The sequence below is a fragment of the Kitasatospora sp. NPDC059973 genome, assembly GCF_042737525.1.
Taxonomy (GTDB): domain Bacteria; phylum Actinomycetota; class Actinomycetes; order Streptomycetales; family Streptomycetaceae; genus Kitasatospora.
In genome coordinates, this window is the sequence record NZ_JBHWUI010000041.1 from 1 (window position 1) to 22837 (window position 22837).

Genomic DNA, 22837 nt, shown 5'->3' on the forward strand with positions numbered 1-22837 from the left:
GCTCGGCGCCCGCCCGGCCCGGCGGCGGCCGCGCGGCGCCGGACGGTTGTAGCTTGCTCCCACCAGGGCCGCCGGAAGCAGGCCTGCGAGCTGTACTTTCACGCCATCCGGGTAACGATCCGGCACGTCGTACCGGGATCTTCTACGCGCGTAGCCGATTCCCGTCTATCCTCGGACCTGTGAACGCATCTCCTCAGTCGGTCGTCTCCGCCGACCCCTACGCCGCCGCCCAGGCCGCCGCCGAGCGCCTGCGCGAGCTGACCGGCGCCGAGCGCCACGACGTCGCCTTGGTGATGGGCTCCGGCTGGGTGCCGGCCGCCGACGCCCTCGGCGAGACCGTGGCGGAGTTCCCGGTCACCGACCTCCCGGGCTTCCCCGCCCCCGCCGTGGCCGGCCACGCCGGCACGATCCGCTCCGTGAAGATCGGCGACAAGCGCGCCCTGATCTTCCTGGGCCGCAACCACTACTACGAGGGCCACGGCGTGGCCACTGTGGTCCACGGCGTGCGCACCGCCGCCGCCGCCGGCTGCGGCATCATCGTGCTGACCAACGGCTGCGGCGGTCTGCGCGACGGCTGGGTCCCCGGCCAGCCGGTCCTGATCAGCGACCACATCAACCTGACCGCGGACTCCCCGATCGTCGGCGCCAACTTCGTCGACCTGACGGACCTCTACTCCAAGCGGCTGCGCGAGCTCTGCCGCGAGGTGGACTCCACCCTCGACGAGGCCGTCTACGTGCAGTTCCGCGGCCCGCACTACGAGACCCCGGCCGAGGTCCACATGGCCCGGGTGATCGGTGGCGAGCTGGTCGGCATGTCCACCACGCTGGAGGCCATCGCCGCCCGCGAGGCCGGCGCCGAGGTGCTCGGCATCTCGCTGGTCACCAACCTGGCGGCCGGCATCACCGGTGAGCCGCTCAACCACGCCGAGGTGCTGGAGGCCGGCAAGGCCTCCGCCGAGCGCATGGGCGCGCTGCTCGCGAAGGTCCTTGAGCGGATCTGATCCGGCTCTGACGCACAATCGTGAGCGACGGGGTTCGCGGGCGGGTGTGATCCGCTGATCACACCCGCCCGCGGGCCCCGTCCGCATGCGCGCCCCACTCTCGCGGAACCCTCCGGCCGACCGAACCGACGCACTTCCCCATGGAGTCGCAGCCATGACGCAGGCACCCACCACCGATCTCCTCGCCCGGGCCCGGACCTGGCTGGCCGAGGACCCCGACCCGCAGACCCGCGAGGAGCTGGCCGCGCTGCTGGCCGCGGCCGAGGGCCCGGACGCCGAGTCGGACAGCAAGCTCGCCTGGTCGCGACTGGCCGAGCGGTTCTCCGACCGCCTCCAGTTCGGCACCGCCGGCCTGCGCGGCGAGCTGGGCGCGGGCCCGATGCGGATGAACCGCGCCGTGGTGATCCGGGCCGCCGCCGGCCTGGTGGCGTACGTGAAGAAGGAGAACCTGGGCGACCTCGTCGTCATCGGCTACGACGCCCGGCACAAGTCCTTCGACTTCGCCCGGGACACCGCCGCCGTGGTGGTCGGCGCCGGCCTGCGGGCCGCCCTGCTGCCGCGCGCGCTGCCCACCCCGGTGCTCGCCTTCGCGGTCCGCCACCTCGGCGCGGCCGCCGGGGTCACCGTGACCGCCAGCCACAACCCGCCGCAGGACAACGGCTACAAGGTCTACCTGGGCGACGGCTCGCAGATCGTCCCGCCGGCCGACGCCGGGATCGCCGCCGAGATCGACGCGATCGGCTCGCTCGCCGAGGTCCCGCTCGCCGAGGACGGCTGGGACGTCGTCGGCGAGGACGTCGTGGACGCCTACCTGGCCCGCGCCGTCTCCATCGTGGACCCGCACAGCCCGCGCGACCTGGCCGTCGTCTACACCCCGATGCACGGCGTCGGCCGGGACACCCTGGTCGCCGCCTTCGACCGGGCCGGCTTCCCCGCGCCCACCGTGGTCGCCGAACAGGCCGAGCCCGACCCGGACTTCCCGACCGTGGCCTTCCCCAACCCGGAGGAGCCGGGGGCGATGGACCTCGCCTTCCGCACCGCCGCCGCGGTCGGCCCGGACATCGTCATCGCCAACGACCCGGACGCCGACCGCTGCGCGGTGGCCGTCCCGGCCAACGGCACCGCCGACGGCACCGGCTGGCGGATGCTGCGCGGCGACGACGTGGGCGCGCTGCTGGGCGCCGCGCTGGTCGCCAAGCGGGCCACCGGCACCTTCGCCACCACCATCGTCTCCTCCACCCTGCTCGGCCGGATCGCCGAGGCGGCCGGGCTGGGCTACGCCGAGACGCTGACCGGCTTCAAGTGGATCGCCCGCGCCGACGGCCTGCGCTACGGCTTCGAGGAGGCGCTGGGCTACTGCGTCGACCCGCAGGGCGTGCGCGACAAGGACGGCATCACCGCCGCCCTGCTGGTCGCCGAGCTGGCCGCGACCCTCAAGCGGTCCGGCCGCACCCTGGCCGACCTGCTGGACGACCTGGCGCTGGAGCACGGCCTGCACGCCACCGACCAGCTCTCCGTCCGGGTGGAGGACCTCGCGCTGATCGCGGAGGCGATGCAGCGCCTGCGCGAGCGGCCGCCGACCGTGCTGGCCGGCCTGACGGTCACCCGGGCCGACGACCTGACCGCCGGCTCCGCCGACCTGCCGCCCACCGACGGCCTGCGCTACTACCTGGCCGGCGAGGGCGTCCGCTCGGCCCGGATCGTGGTCCGGCCGTCCGGCACCGAGCCCAAGCTGAAGTGCTACCTGGAGGTCGTCCTCCCGGTCGGCTCGGCCGCCGACCTGGCCCCCGCCCGGGTGCGCGCCGCCGAGCTGCTGGGCGCGATCAAGCGCGACCTGGCCGCGGCCGCCGGCATCGACGCCTGATCCACCCGCGCACGACGAAGGGGCCCGCCGTTCCCGGCGGGCCCCTTCGTCGTGCTCCTCGGCGTGCTCCTCGGCGTGCTCAGGCGACGATCGCGGCGATCAGCGCGACCAGACCGAGCAGGGTCGGCGCGATGATCCACCAGCACCACCGCACGACCAGCGGGCCTGCCGCGTCGGGGCGGCCCGCGTTCCGCTCGGCGGTCTCCTGGAGGATCGCGACCACCTGGTCGGACCAGGCCCGGTTCGGGTCCGGCGCGCCCTCGACCACCGACGGCGCCGGCCGCCCGAAGGCCGTGCCCAGCCGGGAGGCGTGCTGCTGCCCGCCGCCGCGCTGCTGGATCCGGTTGGCCCGCTTGCGCTGGCGCAGCGACACCGGCACGGCCCACACCTGGTACTTGTGGCCCCCGGCCAGCAGTTCCACCGAGTACCCCGCGCGCAGGGCGTCCACGGCCGCCCACGGCGCGGTGATCGTCCGCAGCGGGTTGCGCACGACCAGCCGGCGGTCGTTCACCCGCACGGCCGGCCGCAGCGTGTAGGCGATCACCGGGAAGGCGAACACCGGTACCGCGGCCAGCGCGACGTACGGGGTCCTGCCCGTCCCGTTCAGCACCGCGTCCCCGATCAGCCACCCGGCCACGGCCAGCAGGAGCACACCGGAGATCACACCGGGAATGGAGCGGTACACGCGGTCGGCGTACACGGGCTCCCCGTCGGAGCCGGCCGAGCCCTGGTGGGGCTTGCCGTCGGATTCGGTCATGGCGACGATTCTGCCCCATGCACCCCGTGATCTACAGGGGTGGCGATCACCGTGGTGGCCCCGGCCGTCGCCCCCGGCCCGGCGGCCGGGCCCCGCCGCTTCCCGGCGCTCCCCCGCCGCTCCCCGGCGCTCTCCGGCGGCGAGCGGCTCCCGGGCCGGGCCCACCGGGCCGAGATCTCGGTCCGGCATCGAAAAGCGGGCCCCCTAGCGGTTGGCTACGCGCGTAGATATGCTGGTGTGGTGACTATGTCCACTCTTGCAGCCAATGCCCCCGGCGCTGCGGGCAGCGGTCTTGAGGACGTTGCGGCGTCCGAGGCCTCGCTCCGCCGCTTCCTGCACGGCCTGCCCGGCGTCGACCAGGTCGGCCTGGAGGCGCGCGCCGCCACTCTCGGTACCCGCTCGATCAAGACCTCGGCGAAGGCGTACGCCATCGACCTGGCCATCTCGATGATCGACCTGACCACCCTCGAAGGCGCGGACACCGCCGGCAAGGTGCGCGCGCTGTGCGCCAAGGGCCGGACCCCGGATCCGTCCGACCCGGCCACCCCGCGCGTCGCCGCCATCTGTGTCTATCCGGACATGGTCGCCACCGCGAAGGACGCCCTGCGCGGTACCGACATCCAGGTCGCCTCCGTCGCCACCGCCTTCCCCGCCGGGCGCGCCGCGCTCCCGGTCAAGCTCGCCGACACCGCCGACGCGGTCGCGGCCGGCGCCGACGAGATCGACATGGTGATCGACAGGGGCGCCTTCCTCTCCGGCCGCTACCTGGACGTCTTCAACGAGATCGTCGCCGTCAAGGAGGCGTGCAAGCGCCCCGACGGCACCGCCGCCCACCTCAAGGTGATCTTCGAGACCGGCGAGCTGCAGACGTACGACAACGTGCGCCGCGTCTCCTGGCTGGCGATGCTGGCTGGCGCCGACTTCATCAAGACCTCCACCGGCAAGGTCGCCGTCAACGCGACCCCGCCGGTCACCCTGCTGATGCTGGAGGCCGTCCGCGACTTCAAGGCGCAGACCGGCGTCCAGGTCGGCGTGAAGCCCGCCGGTGGCATCAAGACCACCAAGGACGCCATGAAGTACCTGGTGATGGTCAACGAGACCCTCGGCGACGACTGGCTGACCCCGCACTGGTTCCGCTTCGGCGCCTCCAGCCTGCTCAACGACCTGCTGATGCAGCGTCAGAAGCTGACCACCGGACGGTACTCCGGCCCCGACTACGTGACGGTGGACTGATCACCATGGCCAAGAAGAAGAACATCGAGGAGCCCGCGGCCCAGCCGACCGGCGGCCTCTTCAGCTACGCCCCGGCACCCGAGTCCCCCGCCGCCGCGGGTGACATCGCCACCTCGTACGGCCACTTCATCGGCGGCGAGTTCGTCGACTCCGCCGGCAGCGAGGCCCTGAAGACGGTCAACCCGGCCACCGAGCAGGTGCTCGCCGAGTTCGCCCAGGGCACCGAGGAGGACGTCGACCGCGCGGTCGCCGCCGCCCGCAGGGCCTTCGCCGACTGGTCGGCGCTGCCCGGCAGCGAGCGCGCCAAGTACCTGTTCCGGATCGCCCGGATCATCCAGGAGCGCAGCCGCGAGCTGGCCGTGCTGGAGTCGATCGACAACGGCAAGCCGATCCGCGAGACCCGCGACGTCGACCTGCCGCTGGTCGCCGCGCACTTCTTCTACTACGCGGGCTGGGCCGACAAGCTCGACTTCGCCGGCTACGGCGCGAACCCGCGCCCGCTGGGCGTGGCCGGCCAGGTCATCCCGTGGAACTTCCCGCTGCTGATGCTGGCGTGGAAGATCGCCCCGGCGCTGGCCACCGGCAACACCGTGGTGCTGAAGCCGGCCGAGACCACCCCGCTGACCGCGCTGCGCTTCGCCGAGATCTGCCGCCAGGCGGGCCTGCCGAAGGGTGTCGTCAACATCGTCACCGGTGACGGCCGCACCGGCGCCGCGCTCACCTCGCACCCGGACGTCAACAAGGTCGCCTTCACCGGCTCCACCCCGGTCGGCCGGGCGATCGCCAAGCAGATCGCGGGCACCCGCAAGAAGCTCTCGCTGGAGCTCGGCGGCAAGGCCGCGAACATCGTCTTCGACGACGCGCCGATCGACCAGGCGGTCGAGGGCATCGTCAACGGCATCTTCTTCAACCAGGGCCACGTCTGCTGCGCGGGTTCGCGCCTGCTGGTCCAGGAGTCGATCCACGACGAGCTGCTGGACGCCCTGAAGCGCCGGATGGGCACCCTGCGGGTCGGCGACCCGCTGGACAAGAACACCGACATCGGCGCCATCAACTCGGCCGCCCAGCTGGCCCGGATCACCGCGCTGACCGACGCCGGCGAGGCCGAGGGCGCCGAGCGCTGGTCGCCCGCCTGCGAGCTGCCCGGCACCGGCTTCTGGTTCCGGCCGACCGTCTTCACCGGCGTCAGCCAGGCCCACCGGATCGCCCAGGAGGAGATCTTCGGGCCGGTCCTGTCGGTACTGACCTTCCGCACCCCGGCCGAGGCGGTCGACAAGGCCAACAACACCCCGTACGGCCTCTCCGCCGGCATCTGGACGGAGAAGGGCTCGCGCATCCTCTGGACCGCCAACCGGCTCAAGGCCGGCGTGGTCTGGGCCAACACCTTCAACAAGTTCGACCCGACCTCGCCGTTCGGCGGCTACAAGGAGTCGGGTTACGGCCGCGAAGGTGGCCGCCACGGTCTGGAGGCCTACCTCGATGTCTGATGTCGTGAGCCGTCTTGATGTCCTCAAGACCTACAAGCTGTACGTCGGCGGGAAGTTCCCGCGCTCCGAGAGCGGGCGGGTGTACGAGGTGACGGACTCGAAGGGCGAGTGGCTGGCCAACGCCCCGCTCGGCACCCGCAAGGACGCCCGGGACGCCGTGCTGGCGGCCCGCGCGGCCGTCAAGGGCTGGGCCGGCACCACCGCGTACAACCGCGGCCAGGTGCTGTACCGCGTCGCCGAGATGCTGCAGGGCCGGCGCGAGCAGTTCGCCGCCGAGGTGGCGCTCTCCGAGGGCGTCGGCCCGAAGAAGGCCGCCGCCCTGGTGGACGCCGCCATCGACCGCTGGGTCTGGTACGCGGGCTGGACCGACAAGGTCGCCCAGATCGCGGGCGGCGCCAACCCGGTCGCCGGGCCGTTCTTCAACCTCTCCACCCCGGAGCCGACCGGTGTGGTCGGGATCGTCGCCCCGCAGGCCGGTTACGGGCACTCGCTGCTCGGCCTGGTCTCGGTGATCGCGCCCGCCATCGCCACCGGCAACACCGTGGTGGTCGCGGCGGCCGCGGACGCCCCGCTGCCGGCCCTGTCGCTGGGCGAGGTGCTGGCCACCTCGGACGTCCCCGGCGGCGTGGTCAACATCATCTCGGGCCGGACCGCCGACATCGCGCCCACCCTGGCCTCGCACCAGGACGTCAACGCGGTGGACCTCACCGGCGCCATCGCCGCCGACGGTCCCGGCGCGGCGGGCGCGCTGGAAGCCGCCGCCGCGGATACCCTGAAGAGGGTGGTCCGTCCGGAGCTGGACCCGTTCGCCCAGGACTGGACCAATGCTCCCGGTACCGACCGGCTACTCTCGTTCCTGGAGACGAAGACGGTCTGGCACCCGATGGGGATCTGACCTCCTCGTCACCCCCGGGCCCGATGGGCCCACCGAGTAACAACTCCACAAGCTGGCCGTCCCCAGTGCCCTCACCCCCCCAGGGCCCGGACGGTCATTGGACGGACCCGCGCCTCTCCCCCCCTGGCGCGGGTCCGTCGACTTTCCGCCCGGCCTCCGCTGCGGATCCGTCGACTTTCGTCGCCGGCCCGCCATCCTTTCGGCGCTCCCGGCCGGCCCCCGCCCCCGCGCAGACTGGGGCGACACCGCACACCGAGGGGGCACCGCGTGGGAGAGATCGCCGGCGAGCTGATGGCACTGTTCGCGGACGGGTTCGTCCGCAGGCTGTTCGTGGCCCGCGCCCGGCGCCGGCTGGCCGCCGGCAAGCCGGTCCGGATCCCCTGCTCGGCCCGCTCCGACGGTCCCGGCTGGCCGCCGCGCTACGTCAGCGGGGGGATCCGCGTCACACCGGGCTCCGCGAGCGCCGAGTTCGGCTCGCGCGAACTCGACGGCGCCGGCCCGGTCGTACTGGCCGCCGGCGGGGCCTTCCGGGCCCCCGAGCCGGACACCTGGCACGACCAGGACTGGGCCGCCACCGCCTACCTGGCACCCGGCGCCGGGCAGCCGGTCTTCCTCCAGGTCGACAGCCGGTACCTGCCGCTGCTGCACCTCGCCCTCGCCGCACCGGAGTCGCCGCACAAGGTGTGACCCGACGGGTTTCGGCATCCGGCCCCGATGCGTCAGACTGGTGTCCCGTGAGTGACTCCCCGCTGAATGCCGCGCCGATAGCCCGTGCCCGAGTGGTCCTGCTGTCCGGGCCCTCCGGATCGGGGAAGTCCTCACTGGCGGAGCGGAGCGGCCTGCCGGTGCTCCAGCTCGACGACTTCTACAAGGACGGGGACGACCCCACCCTGCCGCTGCTCGACGACGGCGCGGTCGACTGGGACTCCCCGCTCGCCTGGCACCGTGACGAGGCCCTGGCGGCGATCCGCGGCCTCCACGAGAGCGGCCGCGCCGAAGTCCCGGTGTACTCGATCCCGGCCAACGGCCGCGTCTCCACCCAGGTGCTGGACCTCGCCGGGGCGCCCGCGTTCATCGCCGAGGGCATCTTCGCCGCCGAGATCGCCGGCGCCTGCGCCGCCGAGGGCCTGCTGGGCGACGCCCTGTGCCTGCGCAACGGCGCGCTCACCACCGCCTGGCGGCGGCTGCGCCGGGACGTCCGGGAGAGCCGCAAGTCGCTGCCCGTCCTGGTGCGCCGCGGCTGGCGGCTGATGCGGGCCGAGCGCTCGATCGTCGGCCGGCAGGTCGAACTGGGCGCCCACCCCTGCACCGGCCCGGAGGCGGACCGGCGGATCCGCGCGGCGGCCGGACGGCAGCTCTCCGCGGTCTGAGCTCCACCGGGGGCCGCCACGCACGCACGCCCTCCGCACGCGCCCGCACGCCCGCCCGCCCGGTCGCCCGCACTCACGCACGAAGAACGGCGGGCCCGGTGCGTCTCCCCCGCACCGGGCCCGCCGCTTTCCCGGACGGTCATCGGGCTCCCCCGGTTACGCCGCTCCCCCGAGCCGGCGCTGCCAGTTTCCCTGACCGTCCTCACCCGTCCCCCGACGGGAGTCCCTCGCCCCTCGCGGGGCCGTTCTCAGGCGACCAGCTCGCCGAACGCCCGGGCGGTGTCGCCCGACTTGTTCAGGTGCTCGTCGTCGCGCAGCCGGCGCAGCGCGCGCCAGATGCTGCTCTTGACCGTGCCGACGCTGATCCCGAGCACGTCGGCGATCTCCGGGTCGGTCTTGCCCTCGTAGTAGCGCAGCACCAGCATGGTGCGCTGGTTCTCCGGCAGCTTGGCCAGCGCCTGCCAGAGCACGGCGCGCAGCTCGGTGCCGCCCATCGCGTCGGTGTCGCCGACCGTCTCCGGCAGCTCCTCGGTCGGGTACTCGTTGACCTTGCGGCGCCGCCAGGCGGAGATGTGCAGGTTGGTCATGGTGCGGCGGAGGTAGCCCCCCACCGCGGCCTTGTCGGTGATCCGGCCCCAGGCCCGGTAGGTGCTGAAGAGCGCGCTCTGCAGCAGGTCCTCGGCCTCGAAGCGGTCACCGGTCAGGTGGTACGCCGTGGCGTACAGGGAGGCGCGGCGCTCGCGCACGTACGCGGTGAACTCCGTGGTGTAGTCCTCCGCGACGGCCGGGTGCTCCCCCTGCGCGTCTCCCTGTCCCGCCTCGGCGGTGCGGGTCGCCGCGGGGTTCAGCCGCAGCAGCGTCGCACCCGCGGCCCCGCGGCCGGCCGACTCCCCCGAGTCGACCTTCCGCAGCCCGCTCCCCCCGATCCCCCGGGTTCCCCCGTTCCCCCCCAGGGTGTCCTTGCCCTCGACGCGGACGGGGAGGATCCCCCGCAGCGTCAGGGTGTTGGCGGAGTCGGCCACGTTCCCCCGGTGGCCGATCCCGTACAGCTCCCCCTGCCTGCCGCCGCCGCTCACCCGGCGGGCGACAGTGTTTCCACCGGCGCTGTGCGCGCACCCCCGCACGGTCACGGCACCGGAGGTCTCGTCGGTCCTGACCTCGTACCGGGTCCGGTGGGTGGCCGATGACGAACGCGCGGTGCGGTCAGCCGGGTTGGTCCGGGTCTGCAGCCTGGCGTTCATCGTGCGCCCCCTTGGTCGGTACGAGCGGTTCCTGTTGCCGCCGTTCAGCCGGCCAGTTGGCCCGCTGTCCTGCGGCGACATGGAAAATCTTGCCCGCCGGTTGTGATGACGCTGTCCGTCGACTGTCACAGGGCTGTCACAGGGGCGGGGCTTTCGTCCCGCATCGCCTCCCGCCGTGACGGACGCCGGTGGCTCGGGTTCCGGTTCCCACCCGGTCGGTGACCGGTGCCGGGGGGTGATTCGGCGCTCCGGGTGAGCCAGAATGAGGCCGTGCCTTTCCTCCTACTGATCGAGGACGACGACGCCATCCGTACCGGCCTCGAACTCGCTCTCACCCGCCAGGGCCACAAAGTGGCCACCGCCGCCTCCGGCGAGGACGGTCTGAGGCTCTTCAAGGAGCAGCGGCCGGACCTCATCGTGCTGGACGTCATGCTGCCCGGAATCGACGGCTTCGAGGTCTGCCGCCGGATCCGCCGCACCGACCAGTTGCCGATCATCCTGCTCACCGCCCGGTCCGACGACATCGATGTCGTGGTCGGCCTGGAGTCCGGCGCGGACGACTACGTCGTCAAGCCGGTGCAGCCGCGCGTCCTGGACGCCCGGATCCGGGCCGTGCTGCGACGCGGTGAGCGGGAGAGCTCGGACTCCTCCGCGTACGGGACCGTGGTGATCGACCGCGCGGCGATGACCGTCACCAAGGACGGCGAGGACCTCCAGCTCACGCCGACCGAGCTGCGGCTGCTGCTGGAGCTCAGCCGCCGACCCGGGCAGGCCCTCTCCCGCCAGCAACTGCTGCGCCTGGTCTGGGAACACGACTACCTCGGCGACTCCCGACTGGTGGACGCGTGCGTCCAGCGGCTGCGGGCGAAGGTCGAGGACGTGCCCTCGGCGCCCACCCTGATCCGCACGGTGCGCGGGGTCGGCTACCGTCTGGACCCGCCGGCGTGACCGCGCCCGGCAGCGCCCCGCTGCTGATATCCCGCCTCTCCTGATCTTCCGCAACGACAGGCTCCCGTGACTGACCTTCAGACGACGACCAGCCGCTTCTCCTCGGGCCCGTGGCGACGGCTGCGTTCCCTGCGGGTGCGGCTGATCGCGGTGTTCGCCGCGGTCGCGCTGCTCGCCGCCGTCTCGGCCTCCGGCATCGCGTACTGGCTCAACCGGGACGCGGTGCTCAAGCGCGCCCAGAACACCGCGCTCAACGACTTCCGGGTCTCGCTCACCCGCAACGTCTCCGAGCTGCCGCTGAACGCCACCTGCGCCGAGCTGAACCAGCTCGCCGCCAGCGTCGCCAGCTCCGGGCTCAGCTACGAGGTGGTGGTCTCCGACCCCGCCCGCCCGGACTGCCTCGCCTCCTCGGCCCCGCTGACCTACACGCTCGCCGACGTCCCGGCCAAGCTGCGGGACACCGTCGCGAAGCCGCGCGAGCTCACCGAGAACAACCCGTACGCGTTCCACCTGTACTGGCAGCGGCAGAACCTGGAGGGGCGGCCGTTCGTGATCGGCGGCACCAAGGTGGTGCCGACCGGGCCGACGGCCTACATGTTCAAGTCGCTGGAGAACGAGCGGGCCGACCTGAGCACGCTCGGCTGGTCGCTGGCGATCGCCACGCTGCTGGCGCTGATCGGCTCGGCGCTGCTCGCCCAGGCCGCGTCGGCGACGGTGCTGCGCCCGGTCAAGCGGCTCGGCGAGGCCGCCCGGCGGCTCGGCGAGGGCCATCTGGACACCCGGCTCGAAGTCGAGGGCTCGGACGAACTCGCCGATCTGGCGAGGACGTTCAACCGCACCGCGGAGTCGCTGCACGAGCAGGTCGAGGAGCTGAGCGCGCGGGAGGCGCAGAGCCGGCGGTTCGTCGCCGACATGTCCCACGAACTGCGGACGCCGCTGACCGCGATGACCGCCGTGACGGACATCCTGGAGGACGAGGCCGAGTCGCTGGACCCGATGATCGAGCCGGCCGTGCGGCTGGTGGTCAACGAGACGCGCCGGCTCTCCGACCTGGTGGAGAACCTGATGGAGGTGACCCGCTTCGACGCCGGTACGGCCAAGCTGGTCGCCGACGAGGTGGACATCGCCGACCTGATCATGTCCTGCATCGACGGCCGGGCCTGGTACGACGCGGTGGAGCTGGACGCGCCGCGCGGTGTCCGGGCCGTGGTCGACCCGCGCCGGCTGGACGTCGTCTTCGCCAACCTGATCGGCAACGCGCTCAAGCACGGCGGCTCGCCGGTGCGGGTGACGGTCCGGGAGGAGGGCCCCGCGCAGGCTCCGGCGGACGGCCCGGCCGACGGCCCGACGGACGGCCGGGAGGATGACGGCCCGGTGGTCGGCCCGGCGGTCGGAACGGTGATCGTCGAGGTCTCGGACAGCGGCCCCGGCATCCCCGAGGACGTGCTGCCGCACGTCTTCGACCGGTTCTACAAGGCGGACAAGGGGCGGGCGCGTTCGGAGGGCAGCGGTCTGGGCCTGTCGATCGCGATGGCCAACGCGCAGATCCACGGGGGGACGATCACGGCCGCGAACGGGGAGGTGGGGGCGGTGTTCACGCTGACGCTGCCGCGGACCCAGCCTCCGCCGTCGGCCGACGACTCCGAGGAGAGTGCGCTGTGACCTCCCGCCCGTCCGTTCCCGCGGGTCCGGCCGACCGGGCCCGCGCCGTCCGCGGTTCCGGCCCGGGCCGCGGTTCCCGCCCGGACCGTGGCTCCCGCCCAGGCCGTGGTTCCCGCCCGGGCCGGGTGTTCGGCGCCGCCGCCCTGGTGGCGCTGGCCGCCCTCGCCGCCGGGTGCGGCATCCGCCCGACCGCCGTGCCGGTGGACGCCGGCGCGCCCGCCAGCCGGACGGCCTGCCCGACCGCGCCGCAGATACCGACGGCGCCGGCCGCACCGTCACCGGTCGGCCCGACTCCGCCCGCCGCGCACTCCTCGGCGAAGTTCTTCGGGAGCCCGTCCCCGTCGGTCACCCGGGTGACCCCGGGGCCGTCCACCCCGCCGGCGGACAACGTGTTCACCGCGGTGGCGACGCCGACGCCGACGGCGTCGGCCACCTGCCGCTGATCAACCCTGTGGGATCCGGGCCGCATCTCGACCGGATCGGATCCCAACGGGACCGCTTCGGGTCGTTTCGGTCCGCTCCGGGCGTGCGGCGGAATGTTCACGCCGGGCGTGGAACCGCCGCGCCACCGGCTCACGTCCTTCCCCGCGTGCAGCGAGATGGCACCAGGGCACGCGACGAGCGTTCCGGCGTGCGGACCGAGACCGGGCCGGCGACGGCCGTCCACCGTCCCCTACGGCTGGTCGGCCTCGTCGGCCTCACCCTCCACCTGGCCCTGGCGGGCTGGCTGGTGCTGAGACCGTTGCCGGTGGCCTGGGTCTACGACGCCAACCTGACGCCGCTGGCCTCGCTCCGCTCCTCCACCGCCTGGCAGGTCCTCGGCGAACTGCTGCTGCTGGCCCCGCTCGGCGTCCTGCTCCCGCTCGCGGGCGGCCGCCTGCGGGCCCCCTGGCTCCCGTCCTTCCTCCGCACCACCGGCGCCTCCGCCCTGCTGGCCACCGCCCTGGAGTTCCTCTCCTCCTGGGCCCCGGGCCACATCCTGAACGTGGACCACATACTGTTCGCCGTCGTCGGCGTGGCGATCGTCCACCTGGGCCTGGTGCCCGGCTGCCGGTCCCTGCTGCTCCGGCCCCGCCGCGCGGGCACCGACCGCCCGGCGCCCGTCCGGGCCCCCGCGCCGGCCCACACGCCGACTCGCACGCCGGTCCACGCTCCGACCCACGCTCCCGTCTACGCGGAGCCCGTCTCCTCCCACGGCCGCTGAGGCGGCTCGCTGCTCGCCGGGCAGGAGAAGCAGCCGGGAGCCGCCACCGCGCACGGGCCCGGGTCGAGCAGCCGCCCGTCGTCGGGGGCGACCCGCCCGCACGCCCGGCAGCGCACCGTGACCCGCCCGCCCGCCGCCCGCAGGCGGGACACCGCGACGCCGAGGTCCCGCAGGTTTCCGCCCCGCACGGGGGCGGGCAGGTCGTCCAGCAGCAGCCTGCCGTGCCAGAGGCTCAGCCCGGTCACGGCGCGGAGGGCGCGGAGCAGCTCGATCCGCCGCTCCCCCGCGCCGGTCAGCTCGGCGACGAACTCCGGTTCCTCCATCCGCCCGGCCCTCCCCGGCCCACCCGCTCCGACCGGCCTGCCCGCTCCGGCTCGCTCCGCCCGGCCGGACGTGCCCAGCGGGCGGTCAGCGGCCGGGGCGCTGCGTGCGCTGCGTGCGCTGCCGGCGGCGCAGCACCACCAGGGCACCCAGCCCCATCGCGATCGCCATGCCGCCGGTGATCGCCATCGGCGCGGAGGAGGAACCGCCGCCCGTCGACGCCAGCCCGGCGGCCTGGTCCGGCACGGGGACGGGCACCGGCACCGGAGCGGCCGTGGTCGACGGACCGTTCGGCGCCGAGGCGGTGACCTGCGCGACGACCACCGCGGCCGCCGACGGCGCGGTCGGCACCGGAGCGGGGCTCGCCGGAGCGCTCGCCGTCCCGGTGGCGGTCGCGGTGGCGGAGGGCGTCGCAGACGCCGTGGCGGACGGCGTACCGGCGCCGCCCGGCGCCGCGATGCCGAACGGGACCGCCCGGCTGGACGTCGTGACGCCGAGCCCGCTGACCTCCGGCATGCTGTGCCCGGTGAGCAGCACGGACGCGGCACCGACCGGGGCGTCCTTGGCGAAGGCCAGCCGGACGTTGATCGTGCGGGACTCGCCGTCGTGCAGCTTCACGAGATCGGCGTCCTTGCTGCCCGACGGGAGCCCCAGGATCAGCCTGCTCGTCGCCGGCTCCGGGAGGGGCCTGGCGGCCAGCCACTCGCCCTCCGGGGTCTGGAACTCGAACCGGACCGCGTCGGCGGGCAGCGTGCTCCCGGCCTGGAGGGTGACCTCGGGGAGGACGCGGATGTCCTTGCCGCTGTGGTTGGCGAGGACCAGCTTGAAGGCCTTCGCCTCGCCGCCCGTGGTGAAGGAGGCGGGGACGCCCTCGACGTTCGGCTCGGCCGGGCCGGGAGCGGTCACCGGCGGGGTGCTGGGGCCGCCCACCGGGGCGATGGTGAAACGTCCGAACTCGCTGGCGGGGGTGGAGATCCGCTGCTCCGGGGGCAGCGTCGGGTCCGACACCACGGCCCGGAACCCGGCCGTGGCCGTGCCGCCGACGGCGCCGGCGGTGACGGCGAGACGCAGCCGGTAGGTGACCGAAGCGCCGGCCGGCACGCTGATCCTGGTGGCGAAGGTGTCCAGCTCCCACACCGCGCCGACCGTCTGGCCGGGGCTGAGCAGGGCGTTCTTCCACTGCGTGCCGCCGGGCGACTGGAACTCCAGCTTGAGCTGGGTCTCCTTGATGCCGGAGTTGACGTCGGCCAGGGTGAAGCCGGTCGTGGCATCGACCGCGTGGTCGGCGGAGTTCTTCAGGGTCGCGGTGAACTCGACCGGCGCCGCACCGGCGGTGAAGGTGCCGGGCAGGCCGCTCAGCGTGATCGACACGGGCCCGTTCTGGGCCTGGGCGCCCAGGGTGCCCAGGGTGTGCCGGGTGATCGAGGGGGCGGCGAGCGCCGCCGGGGCGGCGGCGACGGCGGTGCCGGAGACCAGGGTGGCTGTGGCCGCCAGAGCGAGGAGACTGCGGTGCTGAGTGCGCAAGGGGACCTCACGGAGGAGAGCGGGCCGAGCCCGGCAGACGATGGGTCGCCTGGACTGAGAGGGAACCTCGTCGCAGGCCATGTCCGTCCCGCTGCTTCGCCCCCAAACCTCCAGCAACGGCCGCATCATATCCGAACGTGTGGACCATTCGTGAAGGAGTATCGGTCGCCGGGACGAACGCCGGGTGACGGCTGTCACGCCGCTCGCCGCACCCGGCCGCCGACCTCGATCAGGCCGCCGGGCCGGACGCCGGTGACAAGCTGGGAGCCGACGCCTTGAGTGATGATCAGGTCGCGCCCGAGCTCGGCCGTGAGCAGGATCGCGGCAGCGCCGGTGGCCTCGTCCTCGTCGATCCCGTCACCCCGGCCGGGGAAGGCGCGCGCCCGTACCGTACCCGCCCGCTCGTCCTGCCAGGCCCAGGCGTAGATCCACTCACCCGGCGGCGGGACGTCCAGCGCGTCCACCTCGGCGGCGGACCCGTACCGCCTCAGCGTGCGGCCCGGCGCCCAGGCGGCGCGGCCCTCGATCCGGGTGAACTCGCCGTCGCGGCGCACCCCGACGGCGCCGGCGGCGGTCACCAGCCGGTCCACGCCCAGCAGCCAGGCCGCACCGACGCAGGGGTGCCCGGCGAAGGGCAGGCGAAGGCTCGGCGTGTAGATGTCGATCACACCGCGCTCGGCGTCGTCGACGAAGACGGTCTCGCTGAAACCGAGCTGCCGGGCGACGGCCAGCCGGTCGGCCGCACCGGGAACGGCGGCGCCGTCGCGGACCACGCCGAGCGGGTTCCCGTGGCCGCCGTCGGAACCGCAAAAGACCCGAAGGACCTCATAGTCAGTCATTCACCCACCCAACCAAGGGTGGGGGCGCCGCCGGTATACGAGTTCGTGACGAAAACGTGGCGGCGATTGTCCGCGGGGTCCAGTACTGTGCCCACTCGTCCCCAAGGATTTCCTTCTCTCACCTCCCCCAGGAATTGACTCCGTGAATCTCGACTTCACCGTTGACCCGCTTTTCTCCTGGTACGTCGTGCTGCTGGCCGTCAGCGGCATCGCCATGGTCGTGCTCGGCGCCGTCAACATCGGCGGCGGCCTGAGCGGCGGCTGGCGGGTCATCAACGTGATCGCCGGCATCGCGTTCGCCGGCTACGCGTACTACCTCGCGTTCGTCTTCGAGGGCGGTGAGTACCGGATGTTCTTCCAGGCGTTCATCCTCCCCGTGCTGCTGATCGCCAACGCCGTGAAGGCCCTGGTCGCCCGCAGCAACGCCCCGGCGGCCCCGCAGCCGGCGGCCTACCCGGCCCCGTACGACCCGAACGCCCAGTACAACCCGAACGCGGCGCAGAACCCCTACGCCCAGCCCGCCCCGGCCCCGCAGGCGGCCCCGGTCGCCCAGCCGCCGGCCCCGCAGGCTCCCCCGGCCGGCTGACCGGCCCACACCCCCACACCGTCCGCCGGGCACCCGCCCGGCGGACGGCGGCGAGCGAGAGCAGCATTCACGGGCGGGGAATCTGCTGGCGCAGATTCCCTGCCCGTCACGCCAGCGCCTCCATCGCCGCACCGATCAGGGCCCGGGCCTGCTCACCGTGGAGCGCCTGATCGGCCAACTCGCCGAAGGCCTGGGCGTAGAGGGCGATCTCGCTGGGCTGGGTGATGGTGAGGTAGCCGGAGACCAGTTCCACGTTGACCTGGACGGTGTCGTAGATCCAGAAGCCCTCGACCGGCATCCGGGAACGGCCCGGCCCCATGGGGACGATGCCGAGACTGACATGGGGCAGCGCGCCCACGGTCAGCAGGTGCGCCAGTTGCTCGCGCTGAACATCCCGGCTGCCGGGGCCCGACCGTAGGACGGACTCCTCCAGGAGAACGGCGAAGCGCCGGTCACCTTCGCGGAGGATCCGCTGCCGCTCCATCCGGACTTCCACGGCGGCGTCCACATCGTCCACCACGACCCGGCGCCGCTGCACGGCCCGCAGCACCGCTTCGGTGTAAGCCCGGGTCTGGAGCAATCCGGTCACCAGCCACGACGAATACGCCCGGAAGCGGCGCGTGCGTTCGTAGCGCGGCAGGACAGACTCCTGTACACGCTTCAAACCGTCACGCTCGATGCGGCGCCATTCGACGAACATGCCCTCGACAGCGCGCAACGAGGCAATGAGATCCGAGGCCTGGTCATCGGCCCCGGAAACCCGACACCACGCCAGAAGATCTGCCGGTGAAGGCACCGTCCGTGCATTCTCGATTCGGGACGTCTTGGACGGATGCCAGCCACAGAGCTGCGCGAGTTCCCGCCCGGTGATCCCCGCCTCCCGCCGGATCTCGCCGAGCCGATCGGCGAGATCCCGGCGCGCCCGCTGAACGCTCGACGATGCTGACAGAGTCATGGATCAGGTCGGCCGGTACTCCGAGTGGGGGACGGCGCGCAGCCAGACGGATTCGAATGCCCTGGCGTACAGCTCTACCAGAGCCGGATCCGTGCAGACCTCCATGCCCGAGCCGGCCCACTGCCCATCACCACTGAAGTGATGGAGGATCAGCGTCTCGCTGTCCATTACCCAGCAGTCCAGAGCGGGCAACAACAGATCACGCGCTGTCGATCGGGGCAGCCAGCGCACCTGCTCACCTGCTGCGACATTCGTGAACGTGCCGTCGTACTCGTACTGGATGTAGTCACTGACAGGCTCCGACACGACGCGGGCCCGCCGCATCGAAACGCCTCGTCCGGTCGTCTCGGCCACGACATCGAGCCATGGCCGCCACCAGGATTCACGATCCTCCGGATCTTCCCGGTGCCCTCCCTGCCAGGAGATGAACGCCGGGTCGTCACGCATGTAGCTGTCACGCATCTCAAGGTGCACGGCCGACCGCCGGGCCTTGGCGAGCGCCTCACGAACCGCAGTGGCCACCGTTGACCTCGCCATCGACTCGGGGGATGAACTGAAGCATGTTGGCGGGGAGCCTGATCACCGTCTCGTGATCGGGAACGTCCGTTGAGTGCCCAGGGATCGACCCGATCTCCTGGCAGCGCCTGATGGTCTCCTCGTCTGCTTTCCACGATTGAATGACCAGGTCACCGCTGGTCTCATCGAGCCAGATGGTCGGAGATCCGTCGTCCGGGGTGTTGGGGTAGATCCCGAGGAACTTGAGCGGCATTCCTGTCCCCTCTGTGTCGAGTGAGTCGCTTCTGCCGCAAGGGTTCACCGCCCGTCGATCCTGGGTCAAGGCCACGACCCGGCGCACCGGAGTGAGGCCCGGCGCGGGGGCGCATCAGTGCAATTCGCCGCAACTCTGTTGGAGACAAAGGAGATCGCTACCTACGGTGGCGATGGCTCGACGTATCGAGCCATCGCCACCATGCGAGAGGGGTCTTCATGACCGCCCCCGGAGATCGCCCGAAGCCCCCAGAGCGTCCGCCCGGTCCGATGCCGCCGGACGGCCGGGGTCGCGCGGTCTGATTCACCTCAACCACCCTCAGCAGCAGAGGAGAAGGACCATGGCATGGGGAACCGGCAAGGGCGGCAGCTCCGGCGGAGGCAGCGGCCCCAACGACGGCGGGCAGGGCAGGCACGCCGGCAAGAAGGACCCGGGCAAGGCTGCGCCGAATCCTGACACCGACAAGGCGAAGCCGGAGCCGAAGCACAAGTGACCCAGAACCAGCAGGAAGAGGAGCAGGCCGCCATTCGCGGCCTGCTCCTCTCCGTACGTGACGAGCTCGGTCACGAGGTCGCCGCCGAATGGCGGGCGGCGGCACTCGCCCTTCCGCGACACCGCTTCCTTCCCGATCTGATCTGGCTCCGGGACGGTCGGGGCCGCTATCGAGCTTGTGATCGCCGGACAGATCCCGCAGCTTGGTTCACCGCGGCCTACACCGACGAGGCAGTGGTGACACAGATCAATGACGGCGCGTCTCCGGCGGAGGGCGACCGTCCGTGGCCGTCGTCCTCCGCCTCTGCGCCGTCTGTGGTCTTCCGCATGCTCGAAGCGCTCGATCTCTCGGCCGGCATGAGAGTCCTGGAGATCGGCACCGGCACCGGCCTCACCTCGGCCTACCTCGCACACCGACTGGGCGATGCCAATGTGGTCACCATCGAGGTGGATTCGGCACTCACGGAGAAGGCCCGGGCAGTGCTGGCGGCGAACTCGGCGAAGCCGACGGTGATCTGCGGAGACGGGCAGGAAGGTTGGCGGCGAGAGGCACCGTACGACCGCGTGGCTGCCACCTGCTCCGTCACTCGTGTACCGGACGCATGGGTCCAGCAGACCAGGCCCGGCGGGGTGATCCTCACACCGTGGGACAACCCCTGGATCTGCTGGGGCCTGTTGAGGCTCACGGTCAGAGGGGGCGGCACGGCAGAGGGCCGGTTCAGTCCGTACAGCGCCTTCATGACGTTGCGCGACCAGCGGCAGCAGCACCGGATCTACCGTGACGTGGTGCGGGACGAACACGAGCCGAAGGAGTCCTCGACCGGGCTCGACCCCCGGCTCGTGGCTGGGGGTGACTGGGAATCGGACTTCGCCGTCGGCCACCGGCTCGGTGACGTCTGGTACGTCTGGCACGACGATCCCGAGGTGGAGGGAGTGCGGCGGCGACTGTGGCTCGCCACGACGGACTGCACGTCGTGGGCCGCCGTCGACTGGGACGGCAATGAGAACGCCGAGCGGTACACGGTATGGCAGTACGGTTCGCGGCGCCTCTGGGAGGAGGCCGAGGCGGCATACCGATGGTGGGGTGACCACGGACGGCCAGGACCGGAGCGATTCGGGCTCACGGTAAGTGGAGAAGGCCACCGGGTCTGGCTGGACGCCCCAGCGAACAGTTGGCTACTGCGCGGTTGAGCGATTTTGTGGGGGCGGGTGGCCTGGTGGCCGCCCGCCCCTCCGTGCTCGCTACTCAGATGAAGTGGTCGAACTCGCCGGCCTTGACCCCGAGGATGAACGCCCGGAGCTTGGCCACATCGGTCGTGACGACGACATCGGGGTCGTCCGACTCGCGCAGGTGACGCAGGTCGCCGGTGCCGGGGGCCAGTTCGAGGCAGTTGTCGGCGCCCTCCGCGCCGCTGAACGATGACTTCTGCCAGGAGAGGTCGAACATCGCGTGCCTTTCAGGTCTGCAGCAGGTAGAGAAGGTGTTGGATAAGCCCCCACGAGTCACGCGAAGGAAGCTCTCGCAAGGATGTGCTGGTGTCAACAGCAGGAAGAGCGATATCACGTAGCTGCGTGAACTTTTGACGGTAGGCCACGACATCGACCGGGTCGCCAAGGTGTTCAGCTCGTTTGGGGCCAGCCAGAACGATCGTTGATAGGTCGGTGCAGCCGGGGTCGCAGAAGAGGAACGAGGCCGACAACGGGCCATGCTTCGGAGCCGTGAACGGCAGCACCTGAATTTCGACGTTGGGCAGCTTCGCCGATTCGAGCAGGTGAAGCAGCTGAGCCCTCATGACGGAGTCGCCAGCGAATCGCATGCGCAGCGCCGCCTCGTGGATGACAAACCGAAACTGCCGCTGCTTACCGTCAACGAGAACCCGCTGGCGATCCATGCGGAATCGCACCGAGGCCGGAACCTCCCACTTGCCATCGCGGTAGGCATCCTCGTAGATGGCTTCCGTGTACGCGGGTAGTTGAAGTACCCCGGGAATGTAAAGCGTGTCGTAGCTGTCCAGGCGAACGGACCTCTCCTCAACCTCCGCCAGGTCCAGAGCAAGCGGAGGCACCTTGCCCTCGTACTCGCTCCACCAGCCCTTGCCCGTGCTCCGGCCCATCTCCGCAAGCGTGGACCTGTACGCGACATCGGTGCAGCCGTAGGCGTCGAGCCAGACTTCGAGTCGCTCCGCGTTCAGGGTGATCCGACCGGCCTCGGTGTGGCTCACCGCCGGGCCGCCCATCCCCACCAGTGCTCCGGCCTCCGCTGCCGACAACCCTGCTGCCATGCGCAGCCGTTGCAGCTCTTCGCCGAATCGGCGCTGCCGCTGGCTGATCGGCCCCTTGTATCCCACGGCTGTCCTTCCCTGTCTGCGCAGTCTCGCGCACAACTCACCTACGACGCCACCAAGGAGTGACGCAACCCTGAGACCCGACGAATGGCTTGCAAGTCTGCCATCGATCCCCCTACTCTCAGTGTTGCACCGATCACACGGCGGAGCGTCAGTAATGCCCTGTCCGGGCGCCGCAGAGCAGCCGTCACAGCCTGGCTCACGGTCTCGCCTCCGTCGCGAACTCCCTCTCCTCTCCCGGAGGTTCTTCGTGCGTGCCCTCAACCCTCCCGACTGGTCCGCCGCCCGGCACGAACTGCGTGCGGCCCTCGCCTCCTCCGGGTGGCCGCCGGACCCCATCGCCGACGCCGAACTCGCCCTCCACGAGCTCTTCGTCAACGCCTGGCGCCACGCGGGCAGTCAGGCGCCCCTCGTGGTCGTCGTCCTCGCGAACCGCACCCTCCGGGTCTCGGTCGCCGACGACAGCCCCACCCTCCCCGAGCAGCGCACCTCCGCCGATCCCTACGAACTCTCGGGCCGCGGCATCCACTTGGTCCGCTCCCTCACCCACCGCTTCGGCGCCGACGCCCGCAAGGACGGCAAGGTCGTCTGGTTCGAGCTGGACGCCGCCGCATGACCCGCCACGCCCCGGTCGCACCGGACGACCCCCGGATGCGCGACTACACCGAACCCCGGGTCACCGCACTGCTCGCCGAACTCCACGAGCGCGGGCGCCCGTTCGGCATCGCCTGGGGCTCGGCCGCCACCAACGGCAGCGTCGACGGCCGCGTCCTCATCGGCTTCGGCAACGCCCCCGTCGCCACCCTCCTCAACCTCCTCGGCCTCCTGCGCGCCGCCGCGAGCGCCGCCGAACGGGGTGACCCGTGGGCGTCCTGATCCCGCTCCTCACCCAGGCGATCCGCACCGAGCGCACCACCGTCGCCTACCTCGCCGTGGAGACCGTTCCCGACGCCGCGCTCCAACTCCGCGTCGCCGTCGACCTCGACGTCAACGCCGGCCCCGGCGAGCACCTCGCCCTCCCGCTCACCCGCGACCAGGCCGACGAACTGCTCCACGCACTCGCCGCCCGTCTCGGCCGCCGCGTCATCGGCGTCCGGCGGTGAGGGCCGGCGGCACCGCCGACTTCCTCGTCGCCACCGCCTTCGTGCTCCTCCTCGCCCTCGCGCTCCTCACCGTCGCGCTCGGCGTGATCACCGCGCTGAGCGTGAACCGGCGCACCGGGGACGACTCCGAACGCGAGCGGCTGCCCCGCTGACCCACCCCGCCCGGCGGCTGCCGCCCCAGCCGCCGCGACCCCCCACACGCCGGAAGTCGGCCCGTCCGACATCCCACTCCATTGCAGAG

The 22837-nt window shown here is 72.3% G+C and carries 28 protein-coding genes; 18 read left to right on the plus strand and 10 right to left on the minus strand.

Annotation, left to right across the window (positions count from 1 at the left end):
• Positions 1-179 precede the first annotated feature (179 nt).
• On the plus strand, positions 180-1001 hold the full coding sequence (locus ACFWA9_RS13970; protein WP_352295402.1) for a purine-nucleoside phosphorylase: 822 nt from the start codon (positions 180-182) through the stop codon (positions 999-1001).
• A 154-nt stretch (positions 1002-1155) separates the two neighbouring features.
• Complete coding sequence (locus ACFWA9_RS13975) at positions 1156-2865, plus strand: phospho-sugar mutase (RefSeq protein WP_380386761.1); 1710 nt, start codon at positions 1156-1158, stop codon at positions 2863-2865.
• A 79-nt stretch (positions 2866-2944) separates the two neighbouring features.
• On the opposite strand, the gene ACFWA9_RS13980 is transcribed toward ACFWA9_RS13975, so the two are convergent.
• Positions 2945-3622: a PH domain-containing protein gene (locus ACFWA9_RS13980; protein ID WP_329487977.1), complete on the minus strand. Its 678-nt coding sequence runs from the start codon at positions 3620-3622 to the stop codon at positions 2945-2947.
• A gap of 246 nt (positions 3623-3868) precedes the next feature.
• On the opposite strand from ACFWA9_RS13980, the gene deoC reads away from it, so the two are divergent.
• From deoC to ACFWA9_RS14005, 5 genes are all read left to right on the plus strand, one after another.
• Entirely contained in the window at positions 3869-4855 is a 987-nt protein-coding gene (gene deoC, locus ACFWA9_RS13985; protein WP_329487978.1) for a deoxyribose-phosphate aldolase, read from the plus strand.
• Positions 4856-4860: 5 nt separating this feature from the next.
• Complete coding sequence (locus ACFWA9_RS13990) at positions 4861-6342, plus strand: aldehyde dehydrogenase family protein (protein ID WP_380386765.1); 1482 nt, start codon at positions 4861-4863, stop codon at positions 6340-6342.
• Entirely contained in the window at positions 6335-7237 is a 903-nt protein-coding gene (locus ACFWA9_RS13995) for an aldehyde dehydrogenase family protein (protein WP_329487980.1), read from the plus strand. Before ACFWA9_RS13990 ends, ACFWA9_RS13995 begins: the two co-directional genes overlap by 8 nt.
• A gap of 267 nt (positions 7238-7504) precedes the next feature.
• Positions 7505-7924: a hypothetical protein gene (locus ACFWA9_RS14000; RefSeq protein ID WP_380386769.1), complete on the plus strand. Its 420-nt coding sequence runs from the start codon at positions 7505-7507 to the stop codon at positions 7922-7924.
• 47 nt (positions 7925-7971) lie between these two features.
• Positions 7972-8607 carry an ATP-binding protein gene (locus ACFWA9_RS14005; RefSeq protein WP_359803612.1) on the plus strand — a complete coding sequence of 212 codons (636 nt, stop codon included), beginning with the start codon at positions 7972-7974 and terminating at the stop codon, positions 8605-8607.
• Between the two features lie 248 nt (positions 8608-8855).
• On the opposite strand, the gene ACFWA9_RS14010 is transcribed toward ACFWA9_RS14005, so the two are convergent.
• Positions 8856-9560 carry a SigE family RNA polymerase sigma factor gene (locus tag ACFWA9_RS14010; RefSeq protein WP_380386853.1) on the minus strand — a complete coding sequence of 235 codons (705 nt, stop codon included), beginning with the start codon at positions 9558-9560 and terminating at the stop codon, positions 8856-8858.
• 558 nt (positions 9561-10118) lie between these two features.
• Between ACFWA9_RS14010 and ACFWA9_RS14015 the strand changes: the two genes are divergently transcribed.
• The 4 genes from ACFWA9_RS14015 (at position 10119) to ACFWA9_RS14030 (ending at position 13662) form a co-directional block, all read left to right on the plus strand.
• Positions 10119-10796, plus strand: a complete 678-nt coding sequence (locus ACFWA9_RS14015) for a response regulator transcription factor (RefSeq protein WP_329487983.1) — start codon at positions 10119-10121, stop codon at positions 10794-10796.
• A gap of 66 nt (positions 10797-10862) precedes the next feature.
• Positions 10863-12458: a HAMP domain-containing sensor histidine kinase gene (locus ACFWA9_RS14020; RefSeq protein WP_329487984.1), complete on the plus strand. Its 1596-nt coding sequence runs from the start codon at positions 10863-10865 to the stop codon at positions 12456-12458.
• A gap of 125 nt (positions 12459-12583) precedes the next feature.
• Positions 12584-12901, plus strand: coding sequence for a hypothetical protein (locus tag ACFWA9_RS14025; RefSeq protein WP_380386774.1), 318 nt, complete (start codon positions 12584-12586; stop codon positions 12899-12901).
• 188 nt (positions 12902-13089) lie between these two features.
• A complete protein-coding gene (locus tag ACFWA9_RS14030; protein ID WP_352295390.1) occupies positions 13090-13662 on the plus strand; it encodes a VanZ family protein in 573 nt (190 codons plus the stop codon).
• Here the strand turns inward: ACFWA9_RS14030 and ACFWA9_RS14035 are convergent.
• The 3 genes from ACFWA9_RS14035 to ACFWA9_RS14045 form a co-directional block, all read right to left on the minus strand.
• Positions 13629-13985: a hypothetical protein gene (locus tag ACFWA9_RS14035; RefSeq protein ID WP_380386777.1), complete on the minus strand. Its 357-nt coding sequence runs from the start codon at positions 13983-13985 to the stop codon at positions 13629-13631. The two genes, ACFWA9_RS14030 and ACFWA9_RS14035, sit on opposite strands and share 34 nt — an antisense overlap.
• An 85-nt stretch (positions 13986-14070) precedes the next feature.
• Entirely contained in the window at positions 14071-15507 is a 1437-nt protein-coding gene (locus ACFWA9_RS14040) for a hypothetical protein (RefSeq protein ID WP_380386780.1), read from the minus strand.
• Positions 15508-15701: 194 nt separating this feature from the next.
• On the minus strand, positions 15702-16346 hold the full coding sequence (locus ACFWA9_RS14045; RefSeq protein ID WP_380386783.1) for a PhzF family phenazine biosynthesis protein: 645 nt from the start codon (positions 16344-16346) through the stop codon (positions 15702-15704).
• 142 nt (positions 16347-16488) lie between these two features.
• Here ACFWA9_RS14045 and ACFWA9_RS14050 point away from each other — a divergent pair, with 142 nt between their 5' ends.
• Positions 16489-16932, plus strand: a complete 444-nt coding sequence (locus tag ACFWA9_RS14050) for a hypothetical protein (RefSeq protein ID WP_380386786.1) — start codon at positions 16489-16491, stop codon at positions 16930-16932.
• A gap of 106 nt (positions 16933-17038) precedes the next feature.
• Here the strand turns inward: ACFWA9_RS14050 and ACFWA9_RS14055 are convergent, their stop codons facing one another.
• Genes ACFWA9_RS14055 through ACFWA9_RS14065 form a run of 3 tightly spaced genes read right to left on the minus strand, consistent with a single transcriptional unit; the run spans position 17039 to position 18656 of the window.
• Positions 17039-17887 carry a helix-turn-helix domain-containing protein gene (locus ACFWA9_RS14055; RefSeq protein WP_380386788.1) on the minus strand — a complete coding sequence of 283 codons (849 nt, stop codon included), beginning with the start codon at positions 17885-17887 and terminating at the stop codon, positions 17039-17041.
• A 3-nt stretch (positions 17888-17890) separates the two neighbouring features.
• The gene (locus tag ACFWA9_RS14060) at positions 17891-18409 is read right to left on the minus strand and encodes a DUF6879 family protein (protein WP_380386790.1); all 519 of its coding nucleotides are present in this window, start codon (positions 18407-18409) and stop codon (positions 17891-17893) included.
• Positions 18390-18656, minus strand: coding sequence for a hypothetical protein (locus ACFWA9_RS14065; RefSeq protein WP_352291235.1), 267 nt, complete (start codon positions 18654-18656; stop codon positions 18390-18392). The genes ACFWA9_RS14060 and ACFWA9_RS14065 overlap by 20 nt, the downstream gene beginning before the upstream one ends.
• 340 nt (positions 18657-18996) lie before the next feature.
• On the opposite strand from ACFWA9_RS14065, the gene ACFWA9_RS14070 reads away from it, so the two are divergent.
• Positions 18997-19149: a hypothetical protein gene (locus ACFWA9_RS14070; RefSeq protein ID WP_380386793.1), complete on the plus strand. Its 153-nt coding sequence runs from the start codon at positions 18997-18999 to the stop codon at positions 19147-19149.
• On the plus strand, positions 19146-20339 hold the full coding sequence (locus tag ACFWA9_RS14075) for a methyltransferase domain-containing protein (protein ID WP_380386796.1): 1194 nt from the start codon (positions 19146-19148) through the stop codon (positions 20337-20339). Before ACFWA9_RS14070 ends, ACFWA9_RS14075 begins: the two co-directional genes overlap by 4 nt.
• A 55-nt stretch (positions 20340-20394) precedes the next feature.
• On the opposite strand, the gene ACFWA9_RS14080 is transcribed toward ACFWA9_RS14075, so the two are convergent.
• Both ACFWA9_RS14080 and ACFWA9_RS14085 read right to left on the minus strand, forming a co-directional pair.
• Positions 20395-20595 (minus strand): DUF397 domain-containing protein, encoded by a 201-nt coding sequence (locus ACFWA9_RS14080; protein WP_380386799.1) that lies wholly within the window; start codon positions 20593-20595, stop codon positions 20395-20397.
• A 10-nt stretch (positions 20596-20605) separates the two neighbouring features.
• Positions 20606-21496 (minus strand): helix-turn-helix domain-containing protein, encoded by an 891-nt coding sequence (locus tag ACFWA9_RS14085; protein ID WP_380386801.1) that lies wholly within the window; start codon positions 21494-21496, stop codon positions 20606-20608.
• Between the two features lie 247 nt (positions 21497-21743).
• Between ACFWA9_RS14085 and ACFWA9_RS14090 the strand changes: the two genes are divergently transcribed.
• Genes ACFWA9_RS14090 through ACFWA9_RS14105 form a run of 4 tightly spaced genes read left to right on the plus strand, consistent with a single transcriptional unit; the run spans position 21744 to position 22748 of the window.
• Positions 21744-22109 carry an ATP-binding protein gene (locus ACFWA9_RS14090; protein WP_352291240.1) on the plus strand — a complete coding sequence of 122 codons (366 nt, stop codon included), beginning with the start codon at positions 21744-21746 and terminating at the stop codon, positions 22107-22109.
• Positions 22106-22369, plus strand: a complete 264-nt coding sequence (locus tag ACFWA9_RS14095; RefSeq protein WP_380386804.1) for a hypothetical protein — start codon at positions 22106-22108, stop codon at positions 22367-22369. Before ACFWA9_RS14090 ends, ACFWA9_RS14095 begins: the two co-directional genes overlap by 4 nt.
• Positions 22357-22596 carry a hypothetical protein gene (locus tag ACFWA9_RS14100; protein WP_380386807.1) on the plus strand — a complete coding sequence of 80 codons (240 nt, stop codon included), beginning with the start codon at positions 22357-22359 and terminating at the stop codon, positions 22594-22596. The genes ACFWA9_RS14095 and ACFWA9_RS14100 overlap by 13 nt, the downstream gene beginning before the upstream one ends.
• Positions 22593-22748, plus strand: coding sequence for a hypothetical protein (locus tag ACFWA9_RS14105; protein WP_380386810.1), 156 nt, complete (start codon positions 22593-22595; stop codon positions 22746-22748). Before ACFWA9_RS14100 ends, ACFWA9_RS14105 begins: the two co-directional genes overlap by 4 nt.
• Positions 22749-22837 lie beyond the last annotated feature (89 nt).

Excerpts from the sequence above, each read along its gene's own strand:
- ACFWA9_RS14045 (WP_380386783.1), bottom strand. The coding sequence starts at position 16,346 with ATGACTGACTATGAGGTCCTTCGGGTCTTTTGCGGTTCCGACGGCGGC.
- ACFWA9_RS13975 (WP_380386761.1), top strand. The coding sequence starts at position 1,156 with ATGACGCAGGCACCCACCACCGATCTCCTCGCCCGGGCCCGGACCTGG.
- ACFWA9_RS13980 (WP_329487977.1), bottom strand. The coding sequence starts at position 3,622 with ATGACCGAATCCGACGGCAAGCCCCACCAGGGCTCGGCCGGCTCCGAC.
- ACFWA9_RS14055 (WP_380386788.1), bottom strand. The coding sequence starts at position 17,887 with ATGACTCTGTCAGCATCGTCGAGCGTTCAGCGGGCGCGCCGGGATCTC.
- ACFWA9_RS13990 (WP_380386765.1), top strand. The coding sequence starts at position 4,861 with ATGGCCAAGAAGAAGAACATCGAGGAGCCCGCGGCCCAGCCGACCGGC.
- ACFWA9_RS14095 (WP_380386804.1), top strand. The coding sequence starts at position 22,106 with ATGACCCGCCACGCCCCGGTCGCACCGGACGACCCCCGGATGCGCGAC.
- deoC (WP_329487978.1), top strand. The coding sequence starts at position 3,869 with ATGTCCACTCTTGCAGCCAATGCCCCCGGCGCTGCGGGCAGCGGTCTT.
- ACFWA9_RS14070 (WP_380386793.1), top strand. The coding sequence starts at position 18,997 with ATGGCATGGGGAACCGGCAAGGGCGGCAGCTCCGGCGGAGGCAGCGGC.
- ACFWA9_RS14035 (WP_380386777.1), bottom strand. The coding sequence starts at position 13,985 with ATGGAGGAACCGGAGTTCGTCGCCGAGCTGACCGGCGCGGGGGAGCGG.
- ACFWA9_RS14080 (WP_380386799.1), bottom strand. The coding sequence starts at position 20,595 with ATGTTCGACCTCTCCTGGCAGAAGTCATCGTTCAGCGGCGCGGAGGGC.
- ACFWA9_RS13995 (WP_329487980.1), top strand. The coding sequence starts at position 6,335 with ATGTCTGATGTCGTGAGCCGTCTTGATGTCCTCAAGACCTACAAGCTG.
- ACFWA9_RS14065 (WP_352291235.1), bottom strand. The coding sequence starts at position 18,656 with ATGCCGCTCAAGTTCCTCGGGATCTACCCCAACACCCCGGACGACGGA.